Annotated in this window: 9 protein-coding genes; 6 read left to right on the forward strand and 3 right to left on the reverse strand. The window is 62.8% G+C overall.

Going from position 1 to position 16,986, the window contains the following annotated elements; genetic code table 11:
* Nucleotides 1-14: 14 nt before the first annotated feature.
* Nucleotides 15-929: a LysR substrate-binding domain-containing protein gene (locus BVU99_RS15835; protein ID WP_089196524.1), complete on the reverse strand. Its 915-nt coding sequence runs from the start codon at nt 927-929 to the stop codon at nt 15-17.
* Between the two features lie 176 nt (nt 930-1,105).
* Between BVU99_RS15835 and BVU99_RS15840 the strand changes: the two genes are divergently transcribed.
* Nucleotides 1,106-1,882: an SDR family oxidoreductase gene (locus BVU99_RS15840; RefSeq protein WP_043137268.1), complete on the forward strand. Its 777-nt coding sequence runs from the start codon at nt 1,106-1,108 to the stop codon at nt 1,880-1,882.
* A gap of 176 nt (nt 1,883-2,058) precedes the next feature.
* On the opposite strand, the gene BVU99_RS15845 is transcribed toward BVU99_RS15840, so the two are convergent.
* Nucleotides 2,059-4,248: a TonB-dependent siderophore receptor gene (locus tag BVU99_RS15845; RefSeq protein ID WP_099817271.1), complete on the reverse strand. Its 2,190-nt coding sequence runs from the start codon at nt 4,246-4,248 to the stop codon at nt 2,059-2,061.
* Nucleotides 4,249-4,449: 201 nt separating this feature from the next.
* On the opposite strand from BVU99_RS15845, the gene fes reads away from it, so the two are divergent.
* Genes fes through entS form a run of 4 tightly spaced genes read left to right on the forward strand, consistent with a single transcriptional unit; the run spans nt 4,450 to nt 15,917 of the window.
* The gene (fes, locus tag BVU99_RS15850) at nt 4,450-5,757 is read left to right on the forward strand and encodes an enterochelin esterase (RefSeq protein WP_235614443.1); all 1,308 of its coding nucleotides are present in this window, start codon (nt 4,450-4,452) and stop codon (nt 5,755-5,757) included.
* A gap of 29 nt (nt 5,758-5,786) precedes the next feature.
* Nucleotides 5,787-6,011: an MbtH family protein gene (locus tag BVU99_RS15855; protein WP_025302871.1), complete on the forward strand. Its 225-nt coding sequence runs from the start codon at nt 5,787-5,789 to the stop codon at nt 6,009-6,011.
* Nucleotides 6,012-6,062: 51 nt separating this feature from the next.
* Entirely contained in the window at nt 6,063-14,573 is an 8,511-nt protein-coding gene (locus tag BVU99_RS15860) for a non-ribosomal peptide synthetase (protein WP_099817272.1), read from the forward strand.
* Nucleotides 14,574-14,633: 60 nt separating this feature from the next.
* Nucleotides 14,634-15,917 (forward strand): enterobactin transporter EntS, encoded by a 1,284-nt coding sequence (entS, locus tag BVU99_RS15865; RefSeq protein ID WP_099817273.1) that lies wholly within the window; start codon nt 14,634-14,636, stop codon nt 15,915-15,917.
* Nucleotides 15,918-15,921: 4 nt separating this feature from the next.
* Here the strand turns inward: entS and BVU99_RS15870 are convergent, their stop codons facing one another.
* Nucleotides 15,922-16,281 (reverse strand): helix-turn-helix domain-containing protein, encoded by a 360-nt coding sequence (locus tag BVU99_RS15870; protein ID WP_025302868.1) that lies wholly within the window; start codon nt 16,279-16,281, stop codon nt 15,922-15,924.
* A 102-nt stretch (nt 16,282-16,383) separates the two neighbouring features.
* Here BVU99_RS15870 and BVU99_RS15875 point away from each other — a divergent pair, with 102 nt between their 5' ends.
* Nucleotides 16,384-16,938: an NAD(P)H-dependent oxidoreductase gene (locus BVU99_RS15875; RefSeq protein ID WP_043137298.1), complete on the forward strand. Its 555-nt coding sequence runs from the start codon at nt 16,384-16,386 to the stop codon at nt 16,936-16,938.
* Nucleotides 16,939-16,986: the final 48 nt, after the last annotated feature.

Consider the following 16,986-nt stretch of genomic DNA (forward strand, 5'->3'; position numbering starts at 1 on the left):
GCTGCGATGATCGTTTATGAACGGTCTGAGACGACGTCCTGAAGAAGCCAGTCGTGGAAAATTTTCACTTCATCACGCATGACATGTTGCTGCGGGGTGACCAGATAGTAGGACCATCTAAGTGGCCAGCGATGGTCGGGATGGAGATGAACCAACTGCTCGGTCTCGATAAGCTGCTTTACCAGAGCGTTTCGAACGATGGCCACGCCCCTGCCGCTCAGCGCCGACAGGATCACTGCTGAAGTAGAATTGATATGCAGCCCGCTTTCCCGCGTTTCGGGCGCACCGACCGCTCTCAGTACATCACCCCATGATGGAAAATCCGCACCAGGATGCGGCGTGTCATCGTGAATGAGTTTTTGCGTGGCGAGCCATTCACTGCAGGCCATTTTCTCGGGGGGAGCCAGGCGTGGACTGCAGACCAGCACGGCTTCCTCATCCATTAGCCAGGTTTTACTCACGCCGGGCCACTCTCCCTGTCCACAGCGAATGCCGATATCAGCCTCGCCATACGACACGTCCATCAGCTTTTCCGTGACGTTAAGCCGCAGATCGATATTCTCATGCGTTTCCGCAAACCGGTTCAGGCGGTCCATCAGCCAGTTCATCATCAGTACCTGGGACGCCGTCACCACGACCACCGAGCGTGACCGGCGACCACGAAGCTTACTTAAACCGGTTTCCAGTTTATCGAGACCCTGAGTGATATCTTGTAGGGCCTCCTGCGCTTCGTCTACCAGCGTCAGCCGCTCCTTGCCGGAACGGGTGCGGTGAAGAAGCGGGTGTCCGACCCAGTCTTCCAGCGAACGGACCAACTGACCTACGGCGGCGGGTGTGACACCCAGCTCCTGTGCCGCGCCGGTAAAACTGCCATGCCTGGCGGTGGCTTCAAAAGCGTGCAGCCATTTAAGTCGGTTTAACGATCGCATTGTGATCATCCTGATTCATTCTTTTCCTCAGTATACGCCGGCGAGAAAGATTTTCTTTCCTGTGTCGCAATTTCTTCTCAGTCGTCAATCGGTTTTCAGGGTGGCAATCTGGTTTCACACGATGAGAAGCCAGGCTTCTTATTAATGACAACCAGATGAATGTAAAGAGGTTAGCGATGAATACATCTTTTGCTGGCAAAAAACTGTTAGTGGTCGGCGGTACAAGCGGTATGGGCTTCGAAACGGCGAAGCGGGTCCTGAAAAGCGGCAGCAGCGTGGTGCTTGTTGGCCATCGTCAGGACAAAGCCGAGCAGGCCCGTCAGGCGCTGGCTGCAGACGGCCAGGTTTCCGTCATCGTTGCAGACCTGATGAAAGAAGAAGGTCTGCAGCATGTAGTGAACATCATTAACGCCGAACACAAAGATATCAGCCTGCTGGTCAATGCGGCTGGCGTGTTCTTCCCGAAACCGTTTACAGAACATGAAGCGTCAGACTATGACATGTACATGAGCATTAACCGCGCCACGTTTTTTATCACCCGCGACGTAGTGCGCAATATGGTCGAGGCCGATATCAAAGGCGCTATCGTCAATATTGGCTCTATGTGGGCACGACAGGCCATCGGTGCCACACCGTCTTCAGCCTACTCAATGGCCAAAGCCGGTCTGCACGCGCTGACCAAAAACCTGGCTATTGAACTGGGTGAAAAAGGGATCCGTGTGAATGCGGTTTCTCCAGCTGTCGTTCACACGCCGATTTATGAGGGCTTCATTCCGAAAGACGACGTCAAGGATGTGATGAACAGCTTCGACAGCTTTCATCCGATCGGACGCGTGGGTTCACCGGTCGACATCGCGGAAACCATCACTTTCCTGCTTTCTGACAAGACTGGCTGGGTGACCGGCGCTATCTGGGATATCGATGGCGGCGTGATGGCGGGGCGTAACGCCTGATGACCATGCCGCACGAGTTAACCCGCGTGCGGCATGGGGATTGGACAAAGGCGTGGGTTGCAAGGGGCAGCATCTTACGGCCCCTTGCTCATTTTCATTTATCGCCCGAAAACGTCATCAATACCTTCAGAAAAACGCTAACTGACAGACATTACGATGTTGGCCACCCCTTTTTGTTACCAGCGGTAGTTGACCGAAGCGATGATGCTGCGGCCGCTGCCGTAGAAGCAGGCGTACTCGCCGCTGCAGGATGAGACGTATTTCTTGTCCGTCAGGTTCTGCACGTTGAGCTGGAGCGCCGCACCGCGCAGCGCCGACGAAGCCTGGCCGAGGTCATATTTCACCATGGCATCGTACAGCGTGTAGTGCGGCACGTCGTACTGGCCGGTGGCGTCGGCCGGCGCATCGCCGATGTAACGCACGCCGCTGCCGACGGTCAGGCCGTTCAGCGCACCGCTCAGGACGCTGTAGCTGCCCCAGGCGGAGGCCGCGTGGCGCGGGATGCCCGCCGGGCTGTGGCCAATTTCATCCGCCGAGTTGGAGTCTTTGGTCACTACGTCGGTGTAGGTATAAGCGGCGGTCAGCGTGATCTCCGGCGTAGGCTGAGCGTGCACTTCCGCCTCAATCCCTTTGGATTTCACCTCACCGATCTGCTCGTAGGCGGAGGTGAGACGGTTATAAGACGCCACATTGCGCTGGGTAATGTCGAACCAGGAGAGGGTCAGTAGGGTGTTGCCGCCCGGGATCTGGTACTTCACGCCCACCTCGGTTTGCTTGCCGGTGGTCGGCTTGAGCGGATCGGCGCCCGCGGCACTTGGGTACAGGTTAGGATCGAACGAGGTACTGTAGCTGACATACGGTGAAATGCCGTTGTCGAAGGCGTAGAGCAGGCCCGCGCGGCCGGTGAACTGGGCATCGTTATAGGTCTGCTCTTTGCCGCCGCTGGTGCGATCGCGGGTGTTGACCTGCGACCAGTCCTGACGGCCGGACAGCAGCAGGTTCCAGTTATTCCACTCCAGCTGGTCCTGCAGATACACCCCGACCTGATTCAGCGTCTTCAAATCGCTGGAAGCCAGCGCCAACGTGCTGCCATCGATGCTGGGGCGAACCGGGTTGGCCCAGTCGATCGGGTAATCGTTACCGCGATCGCGATACATCTTCGAATCGATATGGCTGTAGCGGTAATCCAACCCGCCCAGCACCGTGTGCTTCACCTCGCCGGTGTCGAACAAACCCTTCAACTGGTTATCCACGCCAAACTCGTTGGTCATCTGCGTTTCATGCTGCGCCATGCGGGTGACGGTGTGGTCGTTGACCGTCGAGTTTACGTTATAAACCAGATATTTATAGTCTTCATCACGGTGGGTGAAGCGCAGGTTCTGGGTAAACGACAGCGCATCGCTGAAGTTATGCTCGAGGCTGTAGCCGATCGACGCCTGTTCGCGCCGCGACTTGTTGAAGCTGGGTTCGCTGACGTTGAAGTCGTAAGGCACGTAGCCCGCGCTGGTCGGGAACAGCGTGCCGGAACGCGGCAGGAAGTTACGCGATCCGGCTTTCGGATCGTTCTGGTAGCTGGTCAACAGCGTAAAGCTGGTATCTTCGTTCGGCAGCCAGGTGAAGGCCGGGGCGATGGCCACCCGTTGCTGCTTGCTGTCTTTGACAAACTCATGTTCGGTTCGGGCGATACCGTTCAGGCGGTAGAACAGGGTGTTGTCGTCGTTAAGTTTGCCGCCAAAATCAAACGCCGTTTCCGCCAGATGGCGGTTGCCGGTGCTGAATTTGACTTCGTGAATGCTCTGGGCGGTGGGGCGTTTACTGGTCATCACCACCACGCCGCCGGGGCTGACCTGGCCGTACAGCACGCCGGCCGGGCCGTGCACCATCTCCACGCGCTCCAGCAGCCAGGGATCGATCTGCCCGGCGCCGCCGTTTTGGCTCGAGAGGCCAAAGTGCAGGCCGTCGAGCAGCTTGGGCGCATAACGGAAGCCGCGGCTGATCACTTCGTCATTGCGGTTGGAGTTGCCGCGGTAGGTGGTGATCACCCCGCTGGTGTAGTTCAGCGCGTCGGCGACCGACGCCGGCTCCTGATCGTTCATCTGCTCGCGCGTGACCACCGAGATGGACTGCGGCGTCTTGCGCAGAGCGGTGGCGGTCTTGGTGCCGGCAGCGCTCTCTTTGGCGACGCTCCCTTTGACCGGCGCGGTCACGCTGTTTTGCGCGTCGGCGGTCACCAGAATCGTCTCGTCCGCTGCGGCGGACGCGTGTGGCGCCAAGGGCAGTAAGGCCAGCGCCGATCCCAGCAACAGACGCTTGGCGGACATCGCCTCCGCGTTCGCGTTTTCTATCCCTTTGTTTTTAATCTTCATTATCTCTCCTGAATACCTACTTTTGTGTGTCATGCCACCCTGATAAACCCCGAAATGCCGACAAGCGGTCTTGTCCCGTCGACGTGGAGACGTCGTGTTTGCACGACGGTAAAAATCCGACAAATAGTATTGAAAATGATAATGAGTATCAATACGATTGTCAGGTTTTGTAAAAGACACTCATGTTATGTAAGGGGCGCTATGGAGTTTTTGCCGGAAAAGAGGCCAGAAAACGGTCGTGAGGGATTGGCGGCGCAGTGGCTGCGTGAAGAGGCGGCAGGGCAATCCGCGTGGTGGCAGAAGGTTGCCGCTCAGGGCACGCCTGTCGTCGAACCGCACGATGACAGTCACGTCAAAATGACCTGGCTATGGCGCGATCCCGCCGGCGATGAACGGCACTCGCCGATATGCCGCGTTTACGCCGATATCAACGGCATTACCGATCACCACAGCACGTCCCCCAGCGGCCTGACCCGGCTCCCCGGCACCGACGTTTGGTACGGCTCGGCCGTAGTCGATCGCCGCTGGCGCGGTAGCTACAGCCTGATCCCCATTACCGACCGGGATCTTCCCCCCGCATTCAGCGACGACGAAACGTTGCGCGACCGCCAGCAGCGTGCCTGGTGGGTATCGCTGTTCCCGTTGGCGATTGCCGATCCGCTGAATCGTCTCTCGTTGGGACCGTCTCATCGCCCGCGGCCCGTATCCCTGGCGCAAGGGCCGGATGCCGACGATCAAAGCGCCTGGCAGGCCGTCGATCGGCCACTGGAGGAGGCGCGGCTGCAGCTTTTCCAGTGGCAGAGCGAACGGCTGGATAATCAGCGGCGAGTTTGGCTGTATGCCAGCGGCGACGCGGCGATGAAAGCGAATCGCCCGCTGGTGCTGCTGCTCGATGGCCAAAACTGGATCGAAAAGCACGCGCTGTTGCCGGTGATCGAGCACGAAACCGCACAAGGGCACCTGCCGGCCGCATGTTGGCTGCTGATCGATGCGATCGACGGCGAACACCGGGAAAACGAGCTGCCTTGCAACGCCGCGTTTTGGCAGGCGGTGATCGACGAACTGTTGCCGCAGGCGCAGCGGCGCGAACCGTTCAGCGAGGCAGGGGCGCGCACCGTCGTCGCCGGCCAGAGCTACGGCGGGCTGGCGGCGTTATATGCCGGGTTGCACTGGCCAGAGCGCTTCGGCCACGTGCTGAGCCAGTCCGGCTCCTTCTGGTGGCCTACGGTGCAATTCGTTACCCAGTTCGAAAAACGCCACGAGCTGGAAGAAGGCTGGCTGATACGCCAGGTTCGGCAACGCAACCCGGCGGCGCCCAAGCTCACCGTGATTCAGCAAGCCGGCGATCGGGAGGCGGACATCGAATTCGTTAATCGCCAGATGCATCAGGCTCTGGCAGCGGCAGGGCACCGCGCCGAATACCGCGTGTTTTCCGGCGGGCACGATGCGCTCTGCTGGCGCGGTGGCCTGGTGGACGGCGTGCGCCAGCTGCTTTCCGCAATGAAGTAATCCCACATTTTGACAGACAGGTAAGGCAAATGACTCAGGAACAACAAAACCCGTTCGATGACGAAAATCTCCGTTTCTCCGTGCTGATCAACGCGCAACAGCAGTACTCGCTGTGGCCGCAGTTTGCCGATACGCCGCAGGGGTGGCGCGTGCTGATGGGGCCGGCGTCGCGCGGCGAATGCATCGACTACATCGAAACGCACTGGCAGGACATGCGGCCGGCGGCGCTGAAAGCGGCGGATGCGCCGCGTTAATCGCCGCACAGCCACATCGATACATTCCGTTTGAGGGAAAGGACAGACACCATGTCAGAAACGCTTTCTTTACCGGATACTCAGGTCGAGTATCGGGATTATCCGCTGGTTGCGGCGCAACCGGGGATCTGGATCGCCGACCAAATCGCGCTGCGGCGTAACAGCTTCGCCGTGGCGCACTACACCGAATTGCACGGCGCTATCGATCGTTCGGCGCTGGAGCGCGCGATCCGTCAGGGGCTGGCCGAAGCGGATACGGTTCAGGCGCGGTTCTTTGAGGCGCAGGACGGCCAGCCGGTGCAGCGTCTCCCGTTGATAGCCGACCCTGCGCGCGTACAGGCGCCGGAGTGGTTCGATTTCAGCGCGCAGCCGGACGCCGAACAGGCGGCGCTGGCGCTGATGAACGACGATCTGGCGCAGGATTTGCCTGCGGACGGCGAACGGTCGCTTTATCGCCATGCGATAATCCGCGTCAGCGCCGATCGTTGGTTTTGGTACCAGCGCTTTCATCATCTGACCCTGGACGGCTTCAGTTTCGAAGCCATCACCCGCCGGATCGCCGATATCTATCGCGCGCTGCGCCACGGGCTGTCGCCGGTGGCCTCGCCGTTTACCCCGTTCGGCAAGGTAGTGGAAGAGTTTCAGCAATGGCAAACGTCGCCCGCACGTGAGCGGGCGGCCGAATTCTGGCGCCAGCATCTGCGCGAACTGCCGTCGCCGCTGTCATTATCGACGGAAAGCCGGGAGGTTGAACCGGGCGCCCGGCCGCTCAAACAGGTGCTGGTGCTGCCGGAGTCACTGTTTGACGAAGCGCTGCGCGACGACGCGTTGCAGGCGCTGCAACCGGCCGACATCGTCACGGCGGCGCTGGCGATGTATCTGGCGCGCATGAGCGGCGAAACCCGCTTCTCAGTCGGTTTTCCTTTCATGCGGCGGATGGGGTCGCAGGCGCTGGCGGCGGTCGGCCCGGTGGTCAACGTGCTGCCGCTGCTGCTGAACGTGACGCCGGAGCTGTCGCTGGCGGACGTCTGCCAGGCGACCGTAGCGCAGATCAAACAGGCGCGCCGCCATCAACGCTATGAGGCGGAGCAGATCAAGCGCGATCTCGGCCTGGTCGGTGGCCATCAGGAACTGTACGGGCCGGTGATCAACGTCAAGGTCTACCACAGCGCCTTGTCGTTCGACGGCCAAGCGGCCGTTACCCATACGCTGGCGATGGGGCCGGTCGATGACCTGGAGTTTGAGATCGGCTTTCGCAACGGCGTGCTGACGCTGTCTTTGGTGGCCAACCCGGCCAAATACTCGCCGCGCACCTTGCATCATCACGCGGAGCGCATCGGCCATTGGCTGCAGCAGTTGGCGCGACAGCCGCACCAGCCGAACGCTCAACTGGCGCTGATCGGCGAAGGGGAGCTAAGGCAACTCGCGGCCTGGGGGCGCGGCGCCGATCTGACGCCGCCGACGGGCATGGTGTCAATCTTGGATGCGTTCCAGCGCCAGGTTGAACGCCAGCCTGAGGCATTGGCGGTGGCCTGCGGCGACGAGCGCCTCAGCTACCGGCAGCTCTCCGAACGGGTGATGCAGTTGGGGCGAGTGCTAATCGAAAGCGGCATCGGCGCTGAAGACGTGGTGGCCATCGGCATTCCGCGCTCGGTGGACACGCTGGTCGCGCTGTTCGGCGTGTTGGCCAGCGGCGCGGCCTATATGCCGCTCGATCTGGATTACCCGCGTGAACGCCTGGCGCTGATGTGCGACGACGCGCGGCCGGTAATGTTGCTGACCCACCGCGCGACGCAGCTCAATATGCCGGATCTGCCGCAGGTATTGTGCCTGGACGACGCAGCGTGCCTGGCGCGCTGCGCGGCTGCCGAGGCCACGCCGATAACGGACGACGAACGGCGTGCGCCGCTGAACGAGGCGCATCTGGCCTATATGATTTACACCTCCGGTTCGACCGGCAAACCCAAGGGCGTGATGTCCACGCACCGCGGGCTGCTGAACCTGTTCCTGTCGCACCAGGCCTCTCTGTTTGGCCCGGCGATCGAAAAATTCCAGGCTCGCCACGCGCGCCGCTTGCGCGCCGGCCATACCGCCTCGTTTTCTTTCGACTCCTCCTGGGAACCGCTGTTCTGCATGATGATGGGCAGCGAACTGGTTATCTTCGACGAGGAGCTGCGCCGCGACCCCTGGGCGCTTCTGGAACAAACCCAACAGACGCCGATCGATCTGCTGGACATCACGCCGTCGTTCTTCTCACAACTGGTGGACTGCGGCCTGCTGAAGGGGCAGTTCCCGCTGCCGGCGTTCGTGATGATCGGCGGTGAGGCGGCAACGCCGACGCTGTGGAACCTGATGCAGCAGCATCCGGAGGTGGAGATCCACAACTATTACGGCCCGTCAGAATATACCGTCGATACCCTCGGCGCGCCGGTCACGGCCGCCGATCAGCCGGTGATCGGGCGTCCCCTCGCCAATACCGCCGTCTGGCTGCTCGACAGCCGGCTGCAGCCGGTGCCGATCGGCGCGGCGGGCGAGCTGTACATTTCCGGCAAAGGCATCGCGCGCGGTTACCTGCGGCGCCCGGATCTGACGGCGGCGCGCTTTGTCGCCAACCCGTTCGCCGAAGGCGAGGTGATGTACCGCAGCGGCGATCTGATGCGCTGGAGCGCGGAGGGTCAGCTGGTATTCATTGGCCGGACCGATCACCAAATCAAGGTGCGCGGCTTCCGCGTCGAGCTGGGTGAGGTGGAAAGCGCCTTGGCCGCCTTGCCGGACGTGGGGCGTGCGGTGGTGATCGCCGAGCCGATCGGCGCTACCTATCGCCTGATCGGCTATTGCTCGGTGCAGAATGACGCGCGGCGCGCCTCACCCACGCTGCAAAGCGAACTGCTGGGGCAACTGGCGCAGCGTCTGCCGGATTATATGGTGCCGGCGATCCTGGTGGTGATGCCGGAGCTGCCGCTTAACGTGAATGGCAAGATTGACCGCCAGGCGCTGCCAAAACCGCAGGAGACGCTGGCGCAAAGCATTCGCGAGCCGGCCACCGAGCAGGAAAGGCTGATTTGCGGCGCCATGGCGCAGCTGCTGGGGATGGATCGCGTCGGCGCCGACGACGATTTCTTCGCGCTCGGCGGCGACAGCATCTCGGCGATGGGGCTGGGTACCGCCCTGCGGCGCAAAGGGTATCTGTTGCGGCCGCGCGAGATCTTCGCGCTGCACACCCCCGCGCGCATGGCGCAGGCGATGCAGCCGCTGGCCGTAGACTCTCAGGCTGCACGCAGCGTACAGCAAGGCCCGATCGACGGGCTGCCGATCCTGCACTGGTTTGCCGAGACGGGCGATATGCATCGCCGCTTCGCGCACGGCGTTTTCCTGCGTGTACCTGCCGAGCTGCAGCCGCAACAGCTGCGTTATGCGTTGGAACAGCTGCACACGGCACACCCGGCGCTGGGCGCGCGGATCCGCGACGGTCAGTTGGTGGTTGAAACCGCCGCCGCCGGTGAGCTGATGCAGGTTAATACCGTGTCCGGTGAGCTGGAATCAGCGGCAGAACAGGCGTTTGATGCCGCGCTTGACCATCTCGATCCGGCGGCCGGCGCCATGATGCAAGCCATCCTGCTGCAGCGCGACGAGCAGAGCCTGGGGCTGGTGCTGGCGATCCACCATCTGGTGGTCGACGGCGTTTCCTGGCGCATCTTGCTCGACGAACTGCGGCAAGTGGCCGACAGCGCCATGCAGGGGCAGCCGATCATGCTGCCGCCGGAAGAAACCTCGCTCTATGAGTGGTCTGCACGCCTACGAGCCGACGTCGAACGCCGCGAAGCCGAGCTGCCGTTCTGGCGGCAGATGCTGGCGGACGACGTGCCGCGTTTGGGCCGGCGCGCGCTGGATCCGCAGACCGATCGCCTCGCCTCGGTGAGCGAACGGCGCACGCTGATCGACAGCCGGCTGACCGCCGCGTTGCTCGGCACCTTGCCGCAGAACTATCGCGCCCAGGTTGAAGAGATCATGCTGTGCGCGCTGGCTCAGGCCTGTCGCCAGCGTTTCCAGGCCGCTTCGCTGCGTTTCTCTCTGGAGTCGCACGGCCGCGCCGAACTGGACGACGGCCTCGATCTGGCCCGCACCGTCGGCTGGCTGACGGCGGAGTATCCGCTGCGCATCGAACTGCATGACGCTGAGCACAATGAGGCCGTGCGCGCGGTGAAACGGGCGACGCGTGCGGTAGCCGATCGCGGCATCGGTTACGGCCAGCTGCGTTATCTGCATCCGCGGCGTGACGAACTGGCGGCGCTGGCGCAGCGCAATGCGCCGGAGATTTTATTCAACTACCTCGGGCGCTTCAGCCAGGACGAGGGGAACTGGGCGCCGCAACGCAGCCAAACCCGCTTCCGCGACGCCTTCGCCGTGGCGCAGGATGCGCAGCAGGCGCTGTCGTATGGCCTGGAGGTGAATATCTTTGTCGAAGAGCGGCGCGACGGCGCCTGCCTGGCGATCAACTGGAGCTGGCTGGAGGGGATTTTCAGCGAGAGCGACATTACGCAGCTGCACAGCGACATCGAGCAAGCGGTGCGTGCACTGTGCGAATTTGCCGAACGGCATCCCGATCGCGCGGCGGCAACGTTGGTGGCGGCCGAGATCGCCCAGCCGGGCGCCGACGATGAGGCGGTGCGCGCCTGGGAGCGGGAGTGCGGGCCGTTAGCCGCGGCGCTGCCGCTGTTGCCGTTGCAACACGGCCTGCTGTTCCATGCACAGACGGCGCAGCAGGGCGGCAGCTATAACTCGCTGACGCGCCTGAGCCTCTGCGGAGAATTGGACGTACATCGCCTTCAGCAGGCGCTGGATGCGGTGATCCGCCGCCATCCGCAGCTGGCCGCCCGATTCAACCGCGAGGGCGAACCGCTGCAGCTGATACCGCAGGAAAGCCATTGGCCGCTGGACAGCCACAGGCTGCTGCCGCTGTCCGACGAGCAAGAAATGCAGGCGCTGAATGAGCTGGAGCAGAAAGAGCTGCAGCGCGATCTGTTCAACCAGCCGGGCGCAATGTTGCATGCGCTGTGGGTCAAACACGGCGATAGCGAACGCCACACGCTGTTCCTCAATGCCCATCACTTGATCGTCGACGGCTGGTCGACGCCGGTAGTGCTCAACGATCTGATGCTGGCCTTGCGTGAAGGCGAGCAGGCGCTGCCGACGCTGCGTTCGAACTACGCCGATATCGTGCGCCGCCTGACCGCGCGGGATGCTGAAGCTTCGCGCCGCATCTGGCGTGATACGCTGCAGGATGTGCGCCCAACGTTGCTGTTCGGTGAAGTGCAGGACGATCGCGTGCATGAGCTGGAAATGACGCTGCCGCCGGCCGAGGAAAGACGCTTGCTGACCCTGTGCCGCGAACGCGGGTTGACGCTCAATACCGTGATGCAGGGCATTTGGGCGCTGCAGCTGGCCAGCTATTGCGGCCATCAGGACGTGGTGTTCGGCTCGCCGGTTTCCGGCCGCTTTGGCCAGATAGAAGGGGTCGAGGAACACGTTGGCCTATTCAGCAACACGCTGCCGGTGCGGGTTCGTCTGCAGCATGACCGTTCGTTGACGGAACAGCTGACCGAACTGCAGCACCGGCAGATTGAACTGCTGGAGCACGACGATTTGGGGTTGGGGGAGATCCAGCACCTGGCCGGGGCGGGCACGCTGTTCGATACGCTGTTGGTGGTAGAGAACTACCCGGACAACGACGCTCTGCTGGGCGGCGAAGGGTCGCTGCGCTGCGACGCCATCCGCAACAAAGGCTATACCCACTATCCGCTGACGCTGTTGGTGCTGCCGGGCGAACGTCTGCGCCTGTTGATGGAGTACCGCGCCTCGGTGCCGCAGCCTGAGCGCTTCGCCGCGCGGCTGATGGCGCTGCTGCAACAGTGGATCGCCCAGCCGGATCTGCCGCTGCCGCGCTGGCAGTTGCAAACCCCGCAGGAACAGGCGCTGATCGCGGCGGTCAACCGCACTGGACAGGCGGTGGCGGACACCACCTTGCATCAGGCGATCGCCGATCAAGCGCGGCGCACGCCGGAACGCATCGCGCTGCAGGATGCCGGGCACAGCCTCAGCTACCGTGACATGCAGCGCCAGGCCGCGCTGTTGGCCGAGCGGCTGACGGCGGCCGGCATTCAGCCGGGCGATATTGTCGCGGTGGCGTTACCACGCTCCGTGCGCCTCAGCCTGGCGCTGACGGCGATTGTGCAGACCGGCGCCGCCTGGTTGCCGCTGGACACCGGCTACCCGGACGAGCGGTTGGCCTACATGGTGGAGGACGCCAAACCACGGTTGATTATCACCGAAAGTGCGTTGGACGCCCGCTTTGCCGCACTGGCGCCGACGCTGCGGTTCGATGTGCTGGACGACAGCGGGCGCGAACCAGCGCCGCGCCCACCGGCGGGGAACGGCGATTATCCCGCCTACGTGCTGTATACCTCCGGCTCTACCGGGCGACCGAAAGGCGTGGTGGTGAACCACCGGGCGATCGTCAACCGCCTGTTCTGGATGCAGCACGAGTATGCGCTCGATGCGCAGGACGTGGTCTTGCAGAAAACGCCGTGCAGCTTCGACGTTTCCGTCTGGGAGTTCTTCTGGCCGCTGATGGTCGGCGCGCGTCTGGTGATGGCGCCGCCGGAGGCGCACCGCGATCCGCAGGCGCTGACGACGTTGATTGACGACTATGGCGTGACCACGCTGCATTTCGTTCCATCCATGTTGGCTATCTGGGTGGAGGCCTTGAACGAGCGGGCGCCACAGCGCGCCGCCGCCAGCCTGAAACGCGTGTTCTGCAGCGGCGAAGCGCTGTCGTGTGAACTGGCCTCCCGCTATCAGGCGTTGGTTACCGCACCGCTGCACAACCTGTATGGCCCGACGGAGGCGGCGGTCGATGTCACCTATCAACCGGCGTCCGGCGCGGCATTGGCGGCGGTGAACGGCGCCGGCGTGCCGATCGGCAAACCGGTCTGGAACACCCAACTGAGCATTCTCGATGCCATGCTGCGGCCGGTACCCGTCGGCTGCGCCGGCGATCTCTACCTGCGCGGCATTCAGCTGGCCGACGGCTATCTGCATCGGCCGGGATTGACGGCGCAGCGGTTTGTCGCCGATCCCGCCGGCAACGGCGCGCGCATGTATCGCACCGGCGATATCGCCCGCTGGCTGGAAGACGGCAGCGTCGAGTATTTGGGGCGCAGCGACGATCAGCTGAAGATCCGTGGCCAGCGTATCGAGCTGGGCGAAATCGAGCAGGCGCTGCTGGCACAGCCGGGGGTAGCGCAAGCGGCGGTGCACGCCATCGAACTGGGCGAGGGCGCGACGGGGCTGGGCGGGGCCGATATGCGCCAGCTGGTTGCCTGGCTGATCGCCCAACCGGGCGTGACGCTGGATACCGGCGCGCTGCATCAGGCGCTGGAGCAACGTTTGCCGGCGCACATGATGCCGGTCAGCTATGTCATGACCGACAGCTTCCCGCTCAGTGCCAGCGGCAAACTGGATCGCAAGGCATTGCCACGGCCGCAGCTGAGCCACCAGAGCGGCCGCACGCCGGAGAGCGACAGCGAGCGCCTGCTGGCAGCGCTGTTCGGGGAACTGCTGGGGCGTGAGACGGTGTATGCCGACGACGACTTCTTCGCGCTGGGCGGCCATTCGCTGCTGGCGATGCGTCTGGCGGCGGAGCTGCGTCGGCGCGTCCCTCGGCCACTGAGCGTCGGGCAGATCATGTTTGCCCGTAGCCTAGAGAAGATGGCGCACCTGCTCGATGACGCGCAGGCCGCCAACTCGGCCGAGAGCCGTGGCGTCGGCGAGTGCCTGCAGCTGCGGGCGGGTCAAGGCCCCGCGCTGTTCTGCCTGCATCCGGCTTCCGGTTTCGCCTGGCAGTACTCGGGGCTGAGCCGTTATCTGCCGGGGAACTACCCGATCATCGGCCTACAGTCGCCAAGGCCGGATGGCGCTATCGCCACCTGCGAGGACATTGAGCAGATGGTCGATCGTCATCTGGCCAATCTGCGCCGCCTGCAGCCGCAGGGACCTTATTACCTGCTGGGCTATTCGCTCGGCGGCACGCTGGCACACTCGATGGCCGCGCGCCTGCAGCAGCAGGGTGAAGAGGTGGCGTTCCTCGGCATGCTGGATACCTATCCGCCGGAAGGCCAGGATTGGACCGGCCCCAGCGAGGAGGACGCGCAGAAAGAGGTGGCGCAGGAGCAGGCCGAGTTTATGGCGGAAGATCATGGCGATCCGGCGCTGATGGCGGAGAAGGCGGCGATGTTCGACAGCATCGTCGCCAACTACCGCGATGCGGTGCGCATTCTGTCTCAGGCGCGCAGCCGGCGCTTCCACGGCACGGCAACGCTGTTTGTCGCCGACCAGACGCTACCGCCGGAGATGGATATCGACGCCGTGTGGGCGCCGTATCTGGATGGATTGATCTGCCATCATCAGCGCTGCGAACACGCGGACATTCTGTCGCCGGCCTCGCTGGAGACGCTTGGGCCGCTGTTGCATTCGCTGCTGACGCGGCAATACGGGTTGGTATAACGCAACCGGGCCGGGGGGCGTGCGTCCCGGCCCGCACTAAAACATGACATGCAGGACACTATGGCCAGACCTTCTTTTTTTCTTGATTTCAGTTTGCTGAGAAGCAATGCGCATTTTCGCGCGATTTTCTGCGCCCGCATGCTGTCGGTGTTTTCCCTCGGCATGTTGGCGGTGGGGGTGCCGATTCAGATCCAGGCGATGACCGGATCCACGTTGCAGGTGGGCGTGGCGGTGGCGCTGGACGGCGTAGGTATGTTTATCGGCCTGATGCTGGGCGGGGTGCTTGCCGATCGCTACGATCGCCGCAAGCTGATCCTGTTTGCGCGCGGCACCTGCGGGCTGGGTTTTGTCGTCCTGAGCCTGAACGCCTTCGCCCCGGCACCGTCGCTGTGGGCGCTCTACCTGCTGGCGGCCTGGGACGGCTTCTTCGGCGCGCTGGGTATGACGGCGCTGATGGCGGTGATCCCGCTGCTGGTCGGGCGTGAAAACCTGGCGGCAGCAGGGGCCTTGAGCATGGTGACGGTGCGCATCGGCGCGATCCTCGCACCGGCGCTGGGCGGGATTATCATCGTGTTCGGGGGTGTCGGTCTCGCCTTCGCCGTCGCGGCGGCAGGGACGCTGGGCACCCTGGTCCCGCTGGTGCGCTTGCCGACGCTGCTGCCGCAGCAGCAGGAGCCGGAACACCCGCTGCGTGCGCTCGCCAGCGGCTTCCAGTTTGTCTGGCGCAATAAGGTGGTCGGCTCGGTGGTGCTGCTGGGGATGCTGATGAGCATCGTCGGCGCCGTCAGGGTGCTGTTCCCGGCGCTGGCGCAGGACGCTTACCACGTTGGCGCGTCCTCTATCGGCCTGATGTACTCCGCGGTGCCGCTCGGTGCGATGCTGGGCGCGCTGACCAGCGGCTGGGTGGGGCGATACGCTCGCCCTGGCGTGCTGATCCTGATCGCCGCTATCGTCGCGTTCACCGCCATCGCGTCACTGGGGCTGTTCAGCCACCTGGCGCCGGCGCTGCTGGCGCTGGTGTGCTACGGCTACGCCAACGCTATCGCCTCACTTCTGCAGTTCATGCTGATCCAGAGCAACACGCCGGATCATTTGCTGGGACGGGTGAACAGCCTGGGCACCGCGCAGGACGTGACCGGCGACTCGATCGGTGCGCTGGGGCTCGGCGTACTGGGCAGGGTATTCACCCCGTTGATGAGCGTGCTGTCGTTTGGTGCATTCGCCGCCGTGCTCGGCGTGCTGGTGGCTTTCAGCGTACGCACGCTGCGCCAGTGCCGGCCGGCGGACGCGTTGGTTGAGCACGACGATCCCGCTCCGGCAACCTCAGCGGCGGCGGACAACTAACCCCTCAGGGCACCGGCTGTTCCGGCCGGTGCTGTTCCCCCCAGTTACACATCATGTCGATCACCGGGATCAGCGAACGCCCGCGTTCGGACAGGCTGTACTCCACCTTGGGCGGGATCTGCGGATACTCCTTTCTCACCACCAAGCGATCTTTTTCCAGCTCTTTCAGCGTCGAACTCAGCGTTTTGTACGAAATGGTGCCGATGCAGCGCTGCAGCTCGTTGAACCGCAATACTGGCTTATACAGCGCCAGCCAGTAGAGAATAATCATTTTATATTTGCCGTTGATCACCGACAGGGTGTAGCCATAGCCGGTGTCTTCGAGACTGATGCCCGTTGGGCTGCAGTGAGATTCGGCGGTCATTTTATACTTTCTCCAAGGTAAGTATGTGTCGTGAGTGTGCGTATTTTACATTCTGTCAGCATACCCTAAGATGCGTCGAAACACCTGACTGGAGAAATCAGTATGAAAACCTTGGTGATCGTGGCCCATCCCGATATGGCGAACTCGGTGGTTAACAAACGTTGGCTGGAGGAACTGCGTCGCTATCCGGAGCGGTATACCGTGCACGAATTGCATCAGGCCTATCCGGACTGGCAGATCGACGTCGCCAAAGAACAGCAGTTGATTGAAGCGCATGACAACATCGTGCTGCAGTTCCCGATTTACTGGTTCAGCAGCCCGCCGCTGCTGAAAAAATGGCTGGACGACGTGCTCACTTACGGCTGGGCCTACGGTTCCCGCAGCGGCTATAAGATGCAGAACAAGAAACTGGCGCTGGCGGTCACGGCGGGCGTGCGTGCAGAAGATTACGCGCGTGAAGGGCGTTATCGCTACTCGCTGGAGGAGATCTTCCGGCCGTTTGAAGTGACCGCCGATTACGTGCGGGCTGATTATGCCTCGTTCTTTGCCTTTTACGGCAAGGAAGCCGCTTCGGACGGGACGGTGGAACCGCTGCAATCCCACGAATTGGATAGCAGCGCGCAAGGCTATCAGGCATTTCTCGCCGCCCTGAGTTAACGACACTCCCCGGATGCGTCTGATAGTGCTGTTGCGAATGTCCGGGGA

The organism is Serratia sp. OLAL2 (assembly GCF_002752475.1).
Taxonomy (GTDB): domain Bacteria; phylum Pseudomonadota; class Gammaproteobacteria; order Enterobacterales; family Enterobacteriaceae; genus Serratia; species Serratia bockelmannii.

Coding starts and splice junctions, on each gene's coding strand:
- BVU99_RS15835 (WP_089196524.1), bottom strand. CDS start 929: ATGCGATCGTTAAACCGACTTAAATGGCTGCACGCTTTTGAAGCCACC.
- BVU99_RS15840 (WP_043137268.1), top strand. CDS start 1,106: ATGAATACATCTTTTGCTGGCAAAAAACTGTTAGTGGTCGGCGGTACA.
- BVU99_RS15845 (WP_099817271.1), bottom strand. CDS start 4,248: ATGAAGATTAAAAACAAAGGGATAGAAAACGCGAACGCGGAGGCGATG.
- fes (WP_235614443.1), top strand. CDS start 4,450: ATGGAGTTTTTGCCGGAAAAGAGGCCAGAAAACGGTCGTGAGGGATTG.
- BVU99_RS15855 (WP_025302871.1), top strand. CDS start 5,787: ATGACTCAGGAACAACAAAACCCGTTCGATGACGAAAATCTCCGTTTC.
- BVU99_RS15860 (WP_099817272.1), top strand. CDS start 6,063: ATGTCAGAAACGCTTTCTTTACCGGATACTCAGGTCGAGTATCGGGAT.
- entS (WP_099817273.1), top strand. CDS start 14,634: ATGGCCAGACCTTCTTTTTTTCTTGATTTCAGTTTGCTGAGAAGCAAT.
- BVU99_RS15870 (WP_025302868.1), bottom strand. CDS start 16,281: ATGACCGCCGAATCTCACTGCAGCCCAACGGGCATCAGTCTCGAAGAC.
- BVU99_RS15875 (WP_043137298.1), top strand. CDS start 16,384: ATGAAAACCTTGGTGATCGTGGCCCATCCCGATATGGCGAACTCGGTG.